We start from the raw sequence: 16,414 nt of genomic DNA, 5'->3' as shown, positions 1-16,414 counted from the left end.
CCCCCTTCTCGGCGCCGAGGCGGACGATCGCGCCTCCGATGCTCTCGACCTCGGTAGGGCGGCCGGCCTCCCTGTCCAGGAGCATGGACGTCTTGTGGTCGGCATGGTGGGCGAAGGCGTTGCCGAGGGCGTCGTCGACGTGCTGGCGGGACGGACCGATCCCCTGCGATTCGGCGACGGCGAACGTCTCCTCGAGCACCATCGAGACGATGCGGCGGGCATGGGCGTCAGCCCCGATCTGTCCGACGGACATTGCGGTGACGGCGCTGAGAGTGTTGAGCGCGGCGTTGAACGCCACCTTCTCCCAGATCGGTGCGCGCACGTCCTCCGCGACCGATGCGTTCAGACCGGCCCGGTCGAGGAGGTCGGCGATCTCGTGCAGCCGGGGAACCTCGGAAAGCGACCCGAGGCGCACCTTGCCCTGGCTGCTGCTCGCGATGGTTCCCGGCTCTTCCATGTCGGCCGGGAAGTCGGTGATTCCGAGCAGGGTCCGATCACGGCCGAACGCGTGTTCCAGGACCTCCGTGTTGCCCAGGCCGTTCTGCAGCGTCAGCCCGTAGCTGTCGGGGCCCATGAGGTGTCGGATCGAGTCGACGGCGGACTGGGTGTGGAAGCCCTTGGTGAAGACGACGAAGAGCTCGAAGGTGCCGGTGATGTCAGCAGCCTGGGCGGCGGACACAGCGGTGTGCTCGATGCCGAGGTCGGTGCGGAGCGTGATCCCCTTGCTGTTCAAGGCCTCGACGGTCCTCGGGTTGGCGTCGAGGAACACCACGTCGACCCCGGACATCGCCATGCGCGCTCCGAAGAGCTGTCCCATGGCTCCGGATCCGACAATCGCGGTCTTCATCGTGTTTCTCCGATCTCTTGCTGGGGAGGTGCTGCGCGGGTTCCGTCACGGGTGCCGTCAGGCGTTCAGCCGGCGGCGACCTTCACGTCGATGAGGACAGGCCCGCCGTCCTTCAGCGCCTGCGTGTACGCCAGTTCGAACTCCTCGCGGGTCTCGGCCCGCCGGGCGGGCACCCCGTAGCCTTCGGCGAGGGCCACGAAGTCGATGTCGCCGAGCTGCAGGCCGGGGACGTCCGGCACTCCCATGCGCTGGGCGAAGGCGGCGAGAGCGCCGTAGCCGGAGTTGTTGACGATGACGAAGATCGTCCGGGTCTGCCTCTGCGCGGCCGTGTACAGCGCGGTGATCCCGTAGTTCGCGGAGCCGTCGCCCACGGTCGCGACGATCGTCTTCTCCGGGGCGCCGATCGCCATTCCCACCGCCGCGGGGAGCCCGAATCCCAGGCCGCCCGAGGCGGGGAAGTGGTACATGCCGGGCCGGTCGATCGCGATCCGCTCGAGGTAGTCCAGGTCCAAGGTGGTGGTCTCGTTGACGTAGGCCACGGTGGCGTCGGCGTGAGCGTTGAGCACTTCGAGGATCTCGGTGCCGGTCATCCGACCCGGGGAGGTCTTCGCCGGAGGCATGGGACGGGTTCCCGGGGCCCCTCGGCGCGCTCCGCGGTCCGCGACCGTCTCGGAGAGCGTCTTCGTCGCGCTCGCCACGTCGCCGATGATGGACCGGCCGAACGGTGCTCGCGTCGCCTCCCGCGAGTCCTGGGTGATCTGGACGACCTGGGTGTCGGCGGGGAGGTAGGCGTTCGGCTCCCAGCGGTGGTACCGGAAGACCGCGGATCCCAGGACGAGGACGACATCGTGGCCGGCGAGGCGGTCGTGCACCGAGGCGACGCCCGGCACCAGCACGCCCGCGAAGTTCGGGTGCGTGGTCGGGAACGGGCAGCGGGAGGGGGAGGGTGCGATGTACACCGAGGCATCCGCCTTCTCGGCCAGCGCCACGACGGCGTCGAAGACCGCGGGGTCGGTCACGGCGGCCGCGTCGACCTGGGGACCGAGGACAAGTGCCAGGTGCTGCGCCCCGTCGATGAGGGCGGCGAGTTCCCGGGCGAGTTCGGGGCTGAGATTCCCAGCGGCCGTCACCGACCGCGCAGCGAGCAGGCGATCGTCATCCAGCGCGGCCTCGTCCCAGTCGTCCAGCGGAACCGACACGAAGACCGGGCCGCACGGCTGGGTGGAGGCCTCGAAGAGGGCCTGGGCCAGGGTGCGCGGCACGTCCGAGGCGGCCAGCGGCTCGTGCGAGTACTTCACGAGCGGCATCGGCAGCATGGCGGCGTCGACGCTGGCGAGCATCGTCTCCTGGCCGACCGTGCGCCGCACCTGCTGCCCGGCCAGCACGACCATGGGAATGTGGCCGTAGTGGGCATTCGTCAGCGCTCCCATGGCGTTCCCCGTCCCGGACGCGGCATGGAGGTTCACCAGGGCCGGGCGTCCGGTCGCGCGGGCATAGCCCTCGGCCATGCCGACCACCGCCTGCTCGTGCAGGCCGAGGACGAAGTCGAAGTCGTCGTCGAGGCCGGCGAGGAAAGGCAGCTCGTTGGATCCCGGGTTGCCGAAGACCGTGGTCATGCCGTGGGCGCGGAACACGTCCAGGCTGCTCTTCAGGACGCTCTTGTCAGTGGACACTCTGCGTCTCTCTTTCAGAAGGGAATGGGGCCCATGGCCGAGCGGACCCCGACCCAGTGCAGGGTCGTGAAGTCGTCGATGGCCTGATCGCCGTTGAAGCGGCCGATCCCGGAATTCTTCTCGCCGCCGAACATGATGTTCGGCTCGTCGTTGACGGTCGAGTCGTTGACGTGGGTCATGCCGGCCTTGACACCGCGTGCGAAACGGACGCCGCGTTCGACATCTCGGGTGAACACAGCCGAGGAGAGGCCGAATTCGGTGTTGTTGGCGATTCGCAGAGCGTCCTGTTCGCCGTGGGCCTTGATGATCCCCACGGCGGGGCCGAAGATCTCGTGCTGTGCGATGTCCATCTCCTCGGTGACGTCGGCGAACACGTGGGGACCGAAGAGGCGGCCGGCTCGCGTTCCTCCGACGACCTCGCGGGCGCCCTGGTCGCGTGCGGTCTGGATGAGGGAGGCCACGGCCTCGGCTTGGTCGTCGTTGATGATCGGGCCGATGACGACGTCGTCGTCATCGGTGTCACCGACCGCCAGTTCGCCGACGCGGGCGGCGAACCGGTCGACGAATTCGTCGTAGATGGACTCGTCCACGATGATCCGATTGGCGGCCATGCAGATCTGCCCCTGGTGGAGGAACTTGGCCATGAGGGCGCCGTTGACGGCACCGTCGATGTCGGCGTCGTCCAGGACCACGAGCGGGGCATTGCCGCCGAGTTCGAGGGCGACCTTCTTCATCCGACCCTGAGCGGCCAGTGAGCCGACGCGCTGCCCGATCGGCGTGGACCCCGTGAACGAGATCATCGAGGGGACCGGGTGCTGGACGAAGTGGTCGCCGATCTCCGATCCCGCACCGGGGACGACCGAGAGCAGGCCCTCGGGCAGGCCGGCTTCCTCGAAGATCTCCGCGACGATGAGGCCGCCGGAGACCGGGGTGTCCGAGGCCGGCTTGAGCACGACCGCGTTGCCGAGGGCCAGGGCGGGGGAGACGGAGCGGATCGACAGGTGCAGGGGGAAGTTCCACGGGGAGATGACCCCGATGACGCCGCGGGCCTCCCGGTAGACTCGGTTCTCCTTGCCGGGGAAGGCGGAGGGGTGCAGGGTGCCGTGGGCCCGGTTCGGGAACGTGGCCGACTCGCGGGTGATGCCGATCGCGGAGCTGACCTCGATGTTCGCCTTCAGCGCCGAGGAGCCGGACTCCACGCGCAGCAGCGCGGTGATCTCGCCTCGACGTCGCTCCAGGATGTCCGCCGCACGGGAGATGACGGCCGCCCGCTCGGCGGGGGCGACGAGGGCCCACTCCTTCTGCGCCGTCTCCGCGGCCCGGTAGGCCTCGTCGACGTCCGACGTGGATGCGCCCGCGAACGTACGCAGCGGCGTACCGTCGAAAGCGGTTGTGACCGCGAGCCGGCGGGCGGAGGATCCGTCTCGCCAGACTCCGCCGATGAACGTTCCCGCCTTCAGGGAGGCGATGAGCGAGCCCGCGATGTCGCGGGTCTCAGAAGATGTCGCCGTAGCAGTCATGAGAGCCTCTCTCGTAGATCAGGGTCTCCGATCGCTGCGCTGCTTGAGGAGACACTTCGAGGCTAGGTCGCTCCGATCACTCAGGTCCAATAATAAGTTCTGGCCTCTGGCATAAGCCGTGCCTATGATTTACGGCTTAGTGCGCCAGGCGCATCGTGTCGGCGGCCCAGTCCACGAACCAGGCGGTCGCCGCCGTCGGAGCGTCGATGGCTGAGTGGGCCCGCACCGTGCTGGAGAACTGATCGGGCGGCAGCGATCGGACCTCGAAGTCCCATCTGGCCGCCCAGTCCTTCGTGACGGCTTCCGGGACGAACGCGATGAGTCGAGACACCTCCAGCACGCCGGGAATGGCGGAGAACCCCGAGACGTGGAGAGAGCCGTCCGCCGGGGGTGGGAGCAAGGACTCGACGAGCGTGTGGCCCGTCGAGTCGCGGACCACCACCCGCGGCAGCGACGTCAGGTCTTCGAGGCTCGGCGTCCTGTCGCCGAACCGGCCCTTCGCCGACACGCAGCAGTAGTGATCCGAGCGGATCACTGCGGGCCGGACCGCCCCTCGAAGGGGGGTGGACGAGACGGCGAGGTCCAGCTGCCCCGAGACGAGGTCGTCCACTGCCGTCGTCGTGTTCAGGTTCACGACGTCGAGACTGCAGTGCGGAGCGGTCTCGGCCAGTCCGGACACCAGACCCGGCAGAAAGACCGTCTGCCCGAGGTCGGTGAGGGCGATGCGAAAGGTGGTCCGGGCGGCCATCGGGTCGAATCGGTGCAGTGCGCTGACGGCCGAGTCCGCCATCGCGGGAAGGCGGCCGACTTCCTCATAGAGCTGGAGCGCCGCGCGGGTGGGGGTGATCCCCCGTCCTTCACGCTCGAACAGCTGGTCTCCCGTCGCCTGACGCAGTCGATTCAGCGCCTGGGTCACGGACGGCTGGGACATCTTCAGGCGTTCCGCAGCCGCCGTCACCGAGCCTTCTTCGATGATGACGGCGAACACGCGGATGAGGTTCAGGTCCACCATGGCGGCCGTCCTTCCAGAACGTTCTACCGGCCGAGCGTACCGAGATGCGGATCGGGCCGGACCTCGCGGACGCTAGGTCGACGACCTCGGCGGGGCCACCGAGCCTCGTTCGATGAGCGTCTGATCCAGAACGCGCAGCACCGGCTCGGATCCGTCGCCCGCGATGCGCCGCAGCAGGATGCGGGCGGCTTCGGCGCCGATCGCGTGGATCGGCTGGGCTATCACCGTGATCCCGGGGCCGGCCAGAGCGGTCCAGTCGGCGTCGTCGAAGGTCACCAGGGAGAGGTCGCGAGGGATCTGCAGGCCGAGGGACTGCGCGACCCGGTAGACGCTGAGGGCGATGAGGCTGTCCGAGGCGACGATCGCGGTGGCCGGTTCCGAGCCCGTCAGCAGCTCCGCGGCGACCCGCTCGACGTCGTCGCGCGGCGCACCCAGCCGGATGATCGCGGTTCCCTCGGCGCCCGCCAGTGCGATCGCCTTCTCGAACCCCGCGACGCGATCCGCCACGGACGAGCTCAACAGGACCTCGCCCGGGCGGTAGTCGCCGTCGTGCTGCAGGGTCGAGAGGAACGCGATCCGTCGATGGCCCGCGGAGGTCAGAAGCCGGGTGAGTTCGAACGCACCGGTGCGGTTCGATGCGATCACGGCGTCGACCGCGAGATCGGCGACCGTGCGGTCGAACAGCACGAGGGGGCGTCCGGCCTCGGTGACGGCGGCGAGAGACGAGGCGTCGAGAGAGGATGCCGGGGCCACCAGGAGGCCGTCCACCTGCTTCGCGAGCTGCACGCTGATCGCCTTGCGCTCCGAGTGGGCGGTCTCATCGGAGTTCGACAGGATCAGGTCGAATCCGGCCGCGTTGATCACGTCCGCGGCCCCGCGCGTCGCCTGGGCGAAGAACGGGTTCTGGATGTCGCCGACGATCATCCCGATGGTGTGGGAGCGACCCGTCGACATCGTCCGAGCCAACTCGTTGGGCCGGTAGCCGAGACGCTCGGCCGCGCTGTGGACGCGCTCGCGCATGTCGTCGCTCACCGCGCCGTAGTCGCCGAGCGCGCGCGCCGCCGTCGCCTTCGAGACGTTCGCTTCGCGTGCGACATCTCCTACCGTGACCTCGCGGCGCACCGTCGACGCTTTGCCCACCTGATCTCCCGTCTGGCACTTCTCGAAGATTATCTGTTGACGGTCGAACGGGATTCGGGGTATCGTCCTTCCAGACCCGCTGAGACCGGTCTCAATCCTAACGCTGAGACCGGTCTCTCACAACCAGGCATCCACTCGGATCATCAACGAAGAGGTACACCGTGTCCATCCGTTCCACGCTCCGCCGGCTGGCGATCGCGACGATCGCCGCCACCGCGGCCGTCTCACTCGCAGCCTGCTCCTCGAGCGCGTCGCCGTCCTCCCCGTCCGCCGACGCGAATCCCTACGGGCTGATCACGCCCGGTCAGATCCGCGTCGCGAGCCTCGGCGATGCCAAGCCCTATACGTTCACCGATGCCAACGGGGACTTCACCGGCTTCGACGTCCAGCTGTTCAAGAACGTGGCCGGGCGCATCGGCATCCACGACGTCGTCTTCACCGGTCAGGACTTCTCCGGTCTTCTCGCCGCCGTCGCCAACGGCCAGTTCGACGTCGGCGTGGCCGCGATCGGCATCACGCCTGACCGCAAGAAGACGGTCGACTTCTCGGACGGATATCTGGCCGGGTACCTCACCGTCATGACCACGAAGAAGTCCGGGATCAAGACCGTGGCGGATCTCGCCGGCAAGCGTCTCGGCGTGGTGCAGGGGACGCTGCAGGAGCAGTACGCCGAGAAGCACTTCCCGAAGACGCAGCTCGTGCGCTTCCCCGACAACAACAGCGCGATCGCGGCCGTCAACAGCGGCACGATCGACGCGCACTTCCTCGACTACGAGGCGGCGAAGACCTACGCGAAGCAGTTCGGGCTGATCAACGCCATCAACATCCCCTCCTTCGACGCCCCCGCGGGGTTCGCGATCGCGAAGGGCAAGACGAAGTTCCGCGAGGCGCTGGACAAGGCTCTTCGCGCCGCGATGGACGACGGAACCTGGGAGAAGCTCTACCAGAAGTGGTTCCCGGGGTCTCCGATGCCCGCCCAATACCTGCCGGCGAGCCAGCGCACCGCGTCGCCGACCCCGGCGCCGGCGAACGGCTGACCGAGACATGGCGCGGCAGGGACGGCGACCCGTCCGTTCCTGCCCGCCCGCTCGCGAAGGGAGCACTTCATGGACTGGCTGAACAACATCATCAAGACGTTCTTCGACTTCGGGGCGATGGCGCAGGTCTTCCCCCAGTTGCTGAAGATCGGACTGGTCAACACGCTGATCATCTCGCTGTGGGCCACCGTGATCGGGATCGTCCTGGGCATGGTCGTCGCGATCATGGGCATCTCGAAGACGCGGTGGCTGCGCTACCCGGCCCGGGTCTACACCGACATCTTCCGAGGACTGCCCGCCATCCTCACCATCCTGCTCATCGGGCAGGGGTTCGCGCGGTTCAGCCAGCAGCTGTTCGGTCCGTCGCCGTACCCGCTCGGCATCCTGGCGCTGAGTCTCATCGCCTCCGCCTACATCGGCGAGATCTTCCGGGCCGGCATCCAGAGCGTCGACCGCGGACAGCTCGAAGCGTGCCGTGCCCTCGGCATGGGCTACGGATCGGCGATGCGCCTGGTCGTGGTGCCGCAGGGCGTGCGGCGGGTGCTGCCGGCCCTCGTCAACCAGTTCATCGCGATCGTGAAGGACTCGAGCCTCGTGTACTTCCTCGGCCTGCTCGTCGGGGAACGCGAACTGTTCCGGGTCGGGCAGGATGCCGCTGTGCTGACCGGCAACCTGTCGCCGCTCGTGCTGGCCGGCCTGTTCTACCTGGTGATCACGGTTCCGCTCACCCACCTCGTCAACTACTTCGACAACCGCTTCCGAACCGGCAGGCGCAAGCCCGCACCCCCGAAAAGCGGCCTCGACGAGGTCGAGGACCTCACCCTCATCCACGGAGAGAACTCATGACGTACACGTCCCCCGTGCCGGTCGCCGGCGACCGCCACTACGCGGGCTCCAGCCTCCAGCTGCGCGAGATGACGATGGCGTACGGCGACATCGACGTGCTCCGGCAGGTCTCCATCGACGTCGCCCCGGGAACCACGACGTGCATCATCGGCCCGTCCGGATCCGGCAAGTCCACGCTGCTGCGCGGCGTCAATCGGCTCCACGAACCCAGGAGCGGCGACGTGCTGCTGGGTGGGGAGAGCATCCTCAAGCTCAAGCCCGACACCGTCCGGCGTCGCATCGGCCTCGTCTTCCAGCACTTCAACCTGTTCCCGGACCACACCGCCCTGGACAATGTCGCGCTGGCCCTGCGCAACGTCAAGAAGCTCGGCAAGGCGGAGGCGCGCCGGGTCGCTCTGGAACGTCTCACGGAGGTCGGCCTCGCCGAACGCGCCGACCACCGCCCGCGTGACCTGTCCGGCGGTCAGCAGCAGCGCGTCGCGATCGCGCGCGCGCTCGCGATGGAGCCCGAGGTGATGCTGTTCGACGAGGCGACCAGCGCTCTCGACCCCGAACTCGTCAAGGGCGTGCTCGATCTCATGGCCGGCCTCGCGCGACGCGGCATGACCATGCTCGTCGTGACGCACGAGATGGGATTCGCCCGCAAGGTCGCCGACCAGGTGGTCTTCATGGACGAAGGCAAGGTCGTGGAGTACGGCGAGCCCGCCGACGTGTTCGACGACCCGCGGAGCCCCCGCCTGCAGCGCTTCCTGTCGGAGGTGCTGTGATGGCATCGGCCCCGATCCGCGCGGCGGTCGTGGGATTCGGCGTCTCGGGCCGCGTCTTCCACGCGCCGTTCCTGGCGGCATCCCCGGACTATTCGCTCGACGCGATCGTCACCGGCGACCCGGCCCGGGCGGCTGAGGCGCGCCGCCTGCATCCCGCCGCCGACGTGGCGCCCTCGATGGATGCGGTACTCGAGCGGGCGGCCGAGTTCGACCTCGTGGTGCTCGGCTCACCGCCCGCGACCCACGCGCCGCTCGCCACTGCTGCGCTGGATGCCGGACTGGACGTCGTCGTCGACAAGCCTTTCACCGTGACATCCGCCGAAGGGCGCACGCTGGCAGCGCACGCGGCGCAGCTCGGACGCCGCCTGACGGTGTTCCACAATCGGCGCTGGGACGGCGACTATCTGACCGTGCGCCGACTCGTCCGCGAGGGAGCGCTCGGCGCGGTGGCCCGCTTCGAGTCCCGGTTCGAATGGTTCAAGCCCGAGCCCCGAGAGTCGTGGAAGACCGGCGCCGCCGTCGCGGCCGGCGGCGGCATCCTGTACGACCTCGGACCGCACGTGATCGATCAGGCGCTCCAGCTGTTCGGCCCGGTCGACGACGTGTACGCCGAACTCGCCGTGCGCCGACCCGGCGCCCCGGCGGAGGACGACGCCTTCATCGCGCTGCGTCATGCCTCCGGGCCGATCTCCCACCTGTGGGTCAGTTCGATGGCGGCGCAATCCGGCCCGCGGTTCCACGTGCTCGGGTCCCGAGGCGGTTACACGGTGCGGGGGCTGGACGGACAGGAGGCGGCGCTGGCCGCCGGCACCTCACCGGACGATCCTGCGTACGGGCTCACCGACGAGAGCCGCTGGGGGACCGCCGGAACGGACGACGCACCCGCCCTCGTCCCCACCGAGCGCGGCGACTACGGCGCGTTCTACCGCCTGCTCGCCGACGCGATCCTGCGCGGCGGCGACGTGCCGGTCGACCCGGCCGACGCCGTGGCGGGCCTCGAGCTCATCGAGCGCATCCACGCCGAGACCAGCCGCTGAGGCGGCGGCGAACGATTCAGAGGAGAAGAAGAAGAGATGACCAACCACCTGCCCGACCACGTCGCGATCCTCGGAGGCGGCATCTTCGGCACGTCGACCGCCGCACAGCTCGCGAGAAGGGGCATCCGCGTGACCCTGGTGACCGACGGCGCGCTCGCCGGCGGTGCATCGGGGCGGTCGCTGGCCTGGCTGAACTCGGCATGGAACTGGCCGCAGCCGTACTATGCGATCCGGGTCGCCGGTATCGACCGCTGGCGGACGTGGGCCGCGCGGCACGAGGGCTCGCAGGAGTACCTGCGCTTCACCGGCGGGCTCATGTGGGCCGCCGAGGACGAGTCGCTGCGGGACCTGTTCGTCAGCGAACGGGAGCGGGGTTACGACGCGCTCTGGCTGTCCCGGGAGCAGATCCCGGAGTTCGCGCCGGGGGTGGATGCCGCGGCCGTCGCAGCCGAAGGGGCGATCTTCAATCCGGGCGAGGGCTGGGTGAACCTGCCGTCGGTGATCGCGCTGCTCGCCGCGGAGATCGCGGCCCTCGGCGGGACGATCGTTGAGAACGCCGGGCCGGCGTCGCCGACGGTCGACGACGGCCGTGCGACCGGCATCCGGCTCGCATCGGGGGAGCGGATCGCGGCGGACGCGGTGCTGCTCGCGACCGGGCCTGCCGTGCCGCACCAGCTCGCCGAGCTGGGCGTCGAGATCGGCACGGCCAGTCCGCCCGCATTCGTCGCCTTCACCAAGCCTGCGGACAGCGCCCTCACGACGACCCTGAACACCCCGCGCGTCGCGGTGCGACGCACCGTGGACGGCGGCTTCGCGATGGACTCGGCGTGGTCGGAGGAATCCATCGAGGTGGCCGCCGACGGCTCACTCGTCATCCACGACGACGTCGTGCGAGAGCTCCTCGAGGAGGGCCGTCGCGTTCTCGCCGGACACCCCGTGCTGGAACTCGACCGGATCGGATCCGGGTACAAGCCGGTGCCCGCCGACGGCGAGCCCGTCTACGGGCAACTCGACGAGATCCCGGGGCTGTACATCGCGTTCAGTCACAGCGGCGCCACGCAGGGGCTCCTCACCGGTGAGCTTCTCGCCGATGAGATCGCCACCGGGTTCGTCTCCCCGCTGATGGCATCCTTCCGCCCGGGACGGTTCGCCTCCGTGCCGGCCTGAGCGCATGTGACCGACGGCACATTCAGTCGTCACGAACCCCTGGCGGCGGGACACGGCCCGGCGTAGGATCCGCTACGCCAGGGCCGCCGGAACCCGAACGGAAGCCTGGGGACTTCCAGCCGGCCGCCCGGAGGAGGACAGCTATGCGCATGCGCAGATTCGCGCTGATCGCGGCTTCGGCCGCTCTCATGCTGGGGATGGGAGTGGCCGGTCCGGCGGCGTACGCCGCCGCCGGAGGCACGGGTCACACGATGACCCAGACCTTCACCCAGCACGGCACCTGGACCGAAACGGGGGACACCGACTTCTGCACGGGCCAGTCCATCGACCCGACGATCACCGGCAACGCGGTGTCGCACATGACCTGGTTCCCGGGCGGGGACGAGGTGTGGGGCACCTTCACGGAGACGGGCACGGCCACCGCGGTCATCAACGGCCTGACGTGGTCCGGGCGCATCACCGTCTGGGGCAACGTCAACATGAACGAGAGGAACGCGAACAACACCTTCACCGCGACGTTCACGCTGTCGGCGACCGACCCGGTCACCGGCGCGATGTACTCCGAGACGGGACATGAAGTCGCCCACGTCACGTGGAACGCCGTCTCTCAGCAGCCGGTGGTGTCGTTCGACAAGATGTGGTTCACCTGCAATTTGCCGTAGGCCGGGGAGCGCGGTGACCCGATCCGTCACGTTCGGCCCCGTCAGGGCGTCGATCGTGACGGATCGGCGGAGCGAGGAGCACTCCGCCGTTCACCGCACGGCGTCGATGTGGTACGTCACCCCTCGGAAGCTGAACTCGTCACCCGCGTGCAGGCCCGCGATCGCGGCATAGATGGGGGCATCGGTCGAGATGCCCGAGTACGAGACCCCCTGCGCCGTGAACTCGCTCACCGCCGCCCCGATGACGTAGCGCTCGCCGTCGAACTCGACGATCGCGCCCGGGCCGACCACCCTCATCGGCCCGAAATCGAGCGCATCGATCGCGGCGACCGTCGCGGACTGCGCCGCCAGCACCTCGCCGTCGAGGGCGACGAAGGCGCCGGCGTCATCCGACTGCGACAGGTCGTCGACGGTGTACTGCGCGCCCGGGTCGAGCTCCGCCGCGTGCTCGTCGGTGCGCTCGTCGCCGGCCGTCGCGCGCCCGGCCCGCAGCACATGGGCTCGCATCGCCGTGCGCACCGAGTCCTTGTCGTCGCCGTCCATGGTCGCTCCCTCGTGCTCGGGTCCGTCAGGGTTCCGGCGACCGCCGGAAGGCGGGCGTCGCAGGGCCATCTTCCCACTCCGGTCGCGAATCCGGCCCGCGTGCCCCCGCGCCGGGCCTACGCTCTCGTCATGACAACGCCGCGTCCTGCGATCACCACGACCGGACAGCTGCGGGCGTCGGGGCACACCCACCGTCCGCTGCGCGTCGAGCTCCGCGAGAACCTGCTCGCCGCGCTCGCCGACGGGCGCGACCCGTGGCCCGGCATCCACGGGTTCGAGACCACCGTCATCCCGCAGCTCGAGCGGGCGCTCCTCGCCGGCCACGACATCGTGCTGCTGGGCGAGCGCGGGCAGGGCAAGACGCGGCTGCTGCGCAGCCTCGTCGGCCTCCTCGACGAGTGGTCGCCGGTCATCGAAGGCTCGGAGCTCGGGGAGCATCCGTTCCACCCCATCACGCCGGCCTCGCTGCGGCGGGCCGCCGAGCTGGGCGAGGACCTTCCCGTCGCCTGGCGTCATCGGTCCGAGCGCTACGCCGAGAAGCTCGCCACCCCCGACACCTCGGTCGCGGACCTCATCGGCGACGTCGACCCGATCCGGGTGGCCGAGGGCCGCTCGCTCGGTGACCCCGAGACCATCCACTACGGGCTGGTGCCTCGCAGCCACCGCGGCATCGTCGCGATCAACGAGCTGCCCGACCTCGCCGAGCGTATCCAGGTGTCGCTGCTGAACGTCATGGAGGAGCGCGACATCCAGATCCGCGGCTATCTGCTGCGGCTCGACCTGGACGTGCTCGTGGTCGCCACCGCCAACCCCGAGGACTACACCAACCGCGGCCGCATCATCACGCCGCTCCAGGACCGCTTCGGGGCGGAGATACGCACCCACTACCCGCAGGAGATCGACGACGAGATCGCCGTCATCCGGCAGGAGGCCGACCTCGTGGCCGACGTGCCCGAGCATCTGCTCGAGATCCTCGCGCGCTTCACCCGCAATCTGCGCGAGTCGGATGCCGTCGACCAGCGGGCCGGCGTGTCCGCGCGTTTCGCCATCGCCGGCGCCGAGACGATCGCCGCGGCAGCCCTGCACCGGGCGACCCGCCGCCACGAACCGGTGGCCGTGGCGCGGCCGGTCGACCTGGAGACCGCCGTGGACGTGCTCGGCGGCAAGATCGAGTTCGAGACGGGCGAGGAGGGCCGTGAGCGCGCCATCCTCGAGCACCTGCTGCGCACGGCGGTCGCCGATACGGCCCGCGCTCATCTGCGCGGACTCGACGCACGCGTGCTCGTCGACGCCCTCCACGACGGCGTCACGGTGATGACCGGCGAGCAGGTGCCGGCGTCCGACGTCCTCGCCGCGCTGCCGCTGCTCGGAGAGTCCGACCTCTACGACCAGGTGGCCGAACGGCTCGACGCGCAGACCCCGGGCGAGCGGGCCGGGGCGGTGGAGCTGCTTTTGGAATCGCTGTACCTCGAACGCCGGATCGGCAAGGACAGCGCGGCGGGGGAGACGGTCTATGGATGAGGCGATGCACTGATGGTCCGCAGCTTCCACCGCGTGCCCGCGCACACCGCGCGGTACGGCGAGTACTCCGGCGGCGACCCCCTCGCACCCCCGGTTCCGGTGCAGGAGGCGCTCGAGGCGATCGGCGCGGACGTCATGGCGGGAACGTCGGCCGAGCGCGCCATGCGGGAGTATCTGCGCCGCGGCGGTCGCGGGCGGCAGGGGCTCGACGACCTCGTGCAGCGCGTTCAGCAGCGCCGGTCCGAACTGCTGCGGCGGCACCGGCTCGACGGCACGCTCGAGGAGATCCGCCGACTGCTCGACCACGCGGTGCTCGAGGAGCGGAAGCAGCTGGTCCGCGACGTGCGGCTCGATGACGACGTCCGCGCGTTCGCGGAGATGCGGCTCGAGAACCTGCCCACGAGCACGGCCGCCGCGGTCAATGAGCTCGCCGACTACGAATGGCGCAGTCCCTCCGCCCGGGCCGACTACGACCGCATCCGGGAGCTCCTCGGCCGCGAGCTGCTCGACCAGCGTTTCGCCGGCATGAAGAGCGCGCTCGAGAACGCGACGGATGCCGACCGGCAGGCCATCCGCGACATGCTCGCCGACCTCAACGACCTGCTCGACAAGCGCCGGCGGGGTGAGGACACGCCGCAGGACTTCGACGAGTTCATGCGCAAGCACGGCGACCAGTTCCCCGAGCGCCCCCGCAACCTCGACGAGCTGATGGACGCGCTCGCCGAGCGGTCGGCCGCGGCCCAGCGACTGCTCAACTCGATGACCCCCGAGCAGCGCGACGAGCTGCTGGACCTCGCCGCCCAGGCGTTCGGCTCGCCGGAGCTCATGCAGTCGCTGGCGCGTCTGGATGACAATCTGCGCACGCTTCGCCCCGGAGAGGACTGGTCGGGGTCGGCATCCTTCTCGGGAGACGAGCCGACCGGCCTCGGCGAGGCGACCGGCGTCATGCAAGACCTGGCGGATCTGGACTCTCTCACCGACCAGCTCGGCCAGTCGTATCCCGGCGCCCGGATGGACGACATCGATCTCGACGCGCTGACCCGGCTCGTCGGCGAGGACGCCGCCGTCGCCGCCCGCACCCTGCGCGAGCTCGAGCAGCAGCTCAAAGACACCGGGATGCTGCACCGCGCATCCGACGGCGCCCTGCGGCTCACCCCGCGCGCGATGCGCCAGCTGGGCCGCGCCCTGCTGCGCGACGTCGCGACCCGGCAGTCCGGGCGCCTGGGGCGCCGCGAGACCCGCCAGGCCGGGGCGGCAGGGGACCGGACCGGCTCCACCCGGGCATGGGAGTACGGCGACACCGAGCCGTGGGACATCCCGCGCACGGTGTCGAACGCCGTGCTGCGCACGGTCGCCGACGGAGGCGACGCGTCGGCGGGCGTGCGGCTGAGCACAGGCGACGTCGAGGTGGTCGAGACGGAGCAGCGCACCCAGGCCGCCGTCGCGCTGCTGGTGGACACGTCGTTCTCGATGGCGCTGGATGACCGGTGGGTGCCGATGAAGCGCACCGCCCTCGCCCTGCACCACCTCATCTCGAGCCGCTTCCGGGGCGACAGCCTGCAGCTGATCGCGTTCTCGCGCTACGCGGAGGTGATGGACATCGAGCAGCTGACCGCGAAGGACGCCGTCTGGGACAAGGGCACGAACCTCCACCACGCCCTGCTGCTGGCCGAGCGCTACTTCCGTCGCCATCCCGCCGCGCAGCCCGTGCTGCTCATCGTCACCGACGGCGAGCCGACCGCGCACCTCGACCCGGACGGCGACGTGTTCTTCGCCTACCCGCCCGACCCGCGCACCGTGGCGGTCACCGTGCGCGAACTCGACGCGGTGCAGCGGCTCGGCGTGCAGACGACCTTCTTCCGTCTCGGCGACGACCCGGGGCTCGCACGGTTCATCGACGCCCTCGCCCACCGCGCCGGAGGACACGTGGTCGCCCCCGAACTCGCGGACCTCGGGCGCGCGGTCGTGGACAGCTATCTGACGTCGCGCGACACGTGGCACGGGCCGCCCGAGGACTTCCACGAGCTGCTGCGCGGCAGATCGTGGTGGTGGTAGCGGCCGGGGATCCGCGGGGCAGCCGCGCGGCCGGTCAGGCCACGGTGCGGGCCATCCGCAGCTCGCGACCGGCCGACAGCACCACCGAGTCGCCGGTCAGCGTGAAGCCCGCCTTCTCGTACGCCCGTCGCGCACGGGCGTTCGCCTCGTGCACGAACAGCTGGAGCTCGGCCAGGTTCTGCCCGGCCGTCCATGCGGCGGCGGCGTCGAGAAGCGCCTGCACCGCACCGCCTCCGCGGGCTCGTGGAGCGACGTAGACGCCGACGACCTCCGCCTGGCGCGCCGTCACGACGTGTCCGGAGAGGCCCCTGTCGCCGATCCGCCGGATGATGACGGTCAGTCCGCCGACCCAGCTGTCCCCGTCGACGGCGACGAGCGCGCGCTGGCGCGGGCGACGGCCGGCGTCCTCGGACCCGTCCAGGGCCCGCTGCTGCCAGAGCTCGTCGGGCTGGGCCGCGGCGACCTCGTACCTCGTCAGGAACGCGACGCCCGCGTCCGGGTCCTGCAGGGCCTCGAGACGGAAGTCGCGCAGCTGCCGCCACTCGCCGGGGCGCACGGCGCGCACGGCGATCTCGGGCATGTCCTTC

Annotated in this window: 15 protein-coding genes; 8 read left to right on the top strand and 7 right to left on the bottom strand. The window is 70.1% G+C overall.

What is annotated here, in order from left to right; genetic code table 11:
- From VJR25_RS06165 to VJR25_RS06145, 5 genes are all read right to left on the bottom strand, one after another.
- Positions 1 to 817: 2-dehydropantoate 2-reductase (locus VJR25_RS06165; RefSeq protein ID WP_324113620.1), on the bottom strand; the 817-nt coding region annotated here is incomplete at its 3' end.
- A 95-nt stretch (positions 818 to 912) separates the two neighbouring features.
- A complete protein-coding gene (gene mdlC / locus VJR25_RS06160) occupies positions 913 to 2,520 on the bottom strand; it encodes a benzoylformate decarboxylase (RefSeq protein WP_324113617.1) in 1,608 nt (535 codons plus the stop codon).
- Between the two features lie 14 nt (positions 2,521 to 2,534).
- Positions 2,535 to 4,040 (bottom strand): aldehyde dehydrogenase family protein, encoded by a 1,506-nt coding sequence (locus VJR25_RS06155; protein WP_324113615.1) that lies wholly within the window; start codon positions 4,038 to 4,040, stop codon positions 2,535 to 2,537.
- Between the two features lie 136 nt (positions 4,041 to 4,176).
- Complete coding sequence (locus tag VJR25_RS06150; RefSeq protein WP_324113613.1) at positions 4,177 to 5,052, bottom strand: LysR family transcriptional regulator; 876 nt, start codon at positions 5,050 to 5,052, stop codon at positions 4,177 to 4,179.
- A 72-nt stretch (positions 5,053 to 5,124) separates the two neighbouring features.
- A complete protein-coding gene (locus VJR25_RS06145; protein ID WP_324113611.1) occupies positions 5,125 to 6,192 on the bottom strand; it encodes a LacI family DNA-binding transcriptional regulator in 1,068 nt (355 codons plus the stop codon).
- A gap of 167 nt (positions 6,193 to 6,359) precedes the next feature.
- On the opposite strand from VJR25_RS06145, the gene VJR25_RS06140 reads away from it, so the two are divergent.
- From VJR25_RS06140 to VJR25_RS06115, 6 genes are all read left to right on the top strand, one after another.
- Positions 6,360 to 7,229, top strand: coding sequence for an ABC transporter substrate-binding protein (locus tag VJR25_RS06140; protein WP_324113622.1), 870 nt, complete (start codon positions 6,360 to 6,362; stop codon positions 7,227 to 7,229).
- A gap of 69 nt (positions 7,230 to 7,298) precedes the next feature.
- On the top strand, positions 7,299 to 8,075 hold the full coding sequence (locus VJR25_RS06135) for an amino acid ABC transporter permease (protein ID WP_324113609.1): 777 nt from the start codon (positions 7,299 to 7,301) through the stop codon (positions 8,073 to 8,075).
- Positions 8,072 to 8,842 (top strand): amino acid ABC transporter ATP-binding protein, encoded by a 771-nt coding sequence (locus VJR25_RS06130; RefSeq protein ID WP_324113607.1) that lies wholly within the window; start codon positions 8,072 to 8,074, stop codon positions 8,840 to 8,842. Before VJR25_RS06135 ends, VJR25_RS06130 begins: the two co-directional genes overlap by 4 nt.
- Complete coding sequence (locus tag VJR25_RS06125) at positions 8,842 to 9,879, top strand: Gfo/Idh/MocA family protein (RefSeq protein ID WP_324113605.1); 1,038 nt, start codon at positions 8,842 to 8,844, stop codon at positions 9,877 to 9,879. Before VJR25_RS06130 ends, VJR25_RS06125 begins: the two co-directional genes overlap by 1 nt.
- A gap of 36 nt (positions 9,880 to 9,915) precedes the next feature.
- Entirely contained in the window at positions 9,916 to 11,046 is a 1,131-nt protein-coding gene (locus VJR25_RS06120; RefSeq protein ID WP_324113603.1) for an FAD-binding oxidoreductase, read from the top strand.
- Positions 11,047 to 11,189: 143 nt separating this feature from the next.
- Complete coding sequence (locus VJR25_RS06115) at positions 11,190 to 11,708, top strand: hypothetical protein (protein ID WP_324113601.1); 519 nt, start codon at positions 11,190 to 11,192, stop codon at positions 11,706 to 11,708.
- A 90-nt stretch (positions 11,709 to 11,798) separates the two neighbouring features.
- On the opposite strand, the gene VJR25_RS06110 is transcribed toward VJR25_RS06115, so the two are convergent.
- Positions 11,799 to 12,251 carry a hypothetical protein gene (locus VJR25_RS06110; RefSeq protein WP_324113599.1) on the bottom strand — a complete coding sequence of 151 codons (453 nt, stop codon included), beginning with the start codon at positions 12,249 to 12,251 and terminating at the stop codon, positions 11,799 to 11,801.
- Positions 12,252 to 12,380: 129 nt separating this feature from the next.
- Here VJR25_RS06110 and VJR25_RS06105 point away from each other — a divergent pair, with 129 nt between their 5' ends.
- Positions 12,381 to 13,772 carry a sigma 54-interacting transcriptional regulator gene (locus VJR25_RS06105; RefSeq protein WP_324113597.1) on the top strand — a complete coding sequence of 464 codons (1,392 nt, stop codon included), beginning with the start codon at positions 12,381 to 12,383 and terminating at the stop codon, positions 13,770 to 13,772.
- 12 nt (positions 13,773 to 13,784) lie between these two features.
- Entirely contained in the window at positions 13,785 to 15,827 is a 2,043-nt protein-coding gene (locus VJR25_RS06100; RefSeq protein ID WP_324113595.1) for a VWA domain-containing protein, read from the top strand.
- 34 nt (positions 15,828 to 15,861) lie between these two features.
- On the opposite strand, the gene VJR25_RS06095 is transcribed toward VJR25_RS06100, so the two are convergent.
- Entirely contained in the window at positions 15,862 to 16,407 is a 546-nt protein-coding gene (locus VJR25_RS06095; RefSeq protein ID WP_324113593.1) for a GNAT family N-acetyltransferase, read from the bottom strand.
- Positions 16,408 to 16,414 lie beyond the last annotated feature (7 nt).

The organism is Microbacterium sp. (assembly GCF_035277845.1).
Classification (GTDB): Bacteria; Actinomycetota; Actinomycetes; order Actinomycetales; family Microbacteriaceae; genus Microbacterium.
Note: the sequence above shows the minus strand (reverse complement) of the source record. Positions and strands in the feature narration are given on the sequence as shown.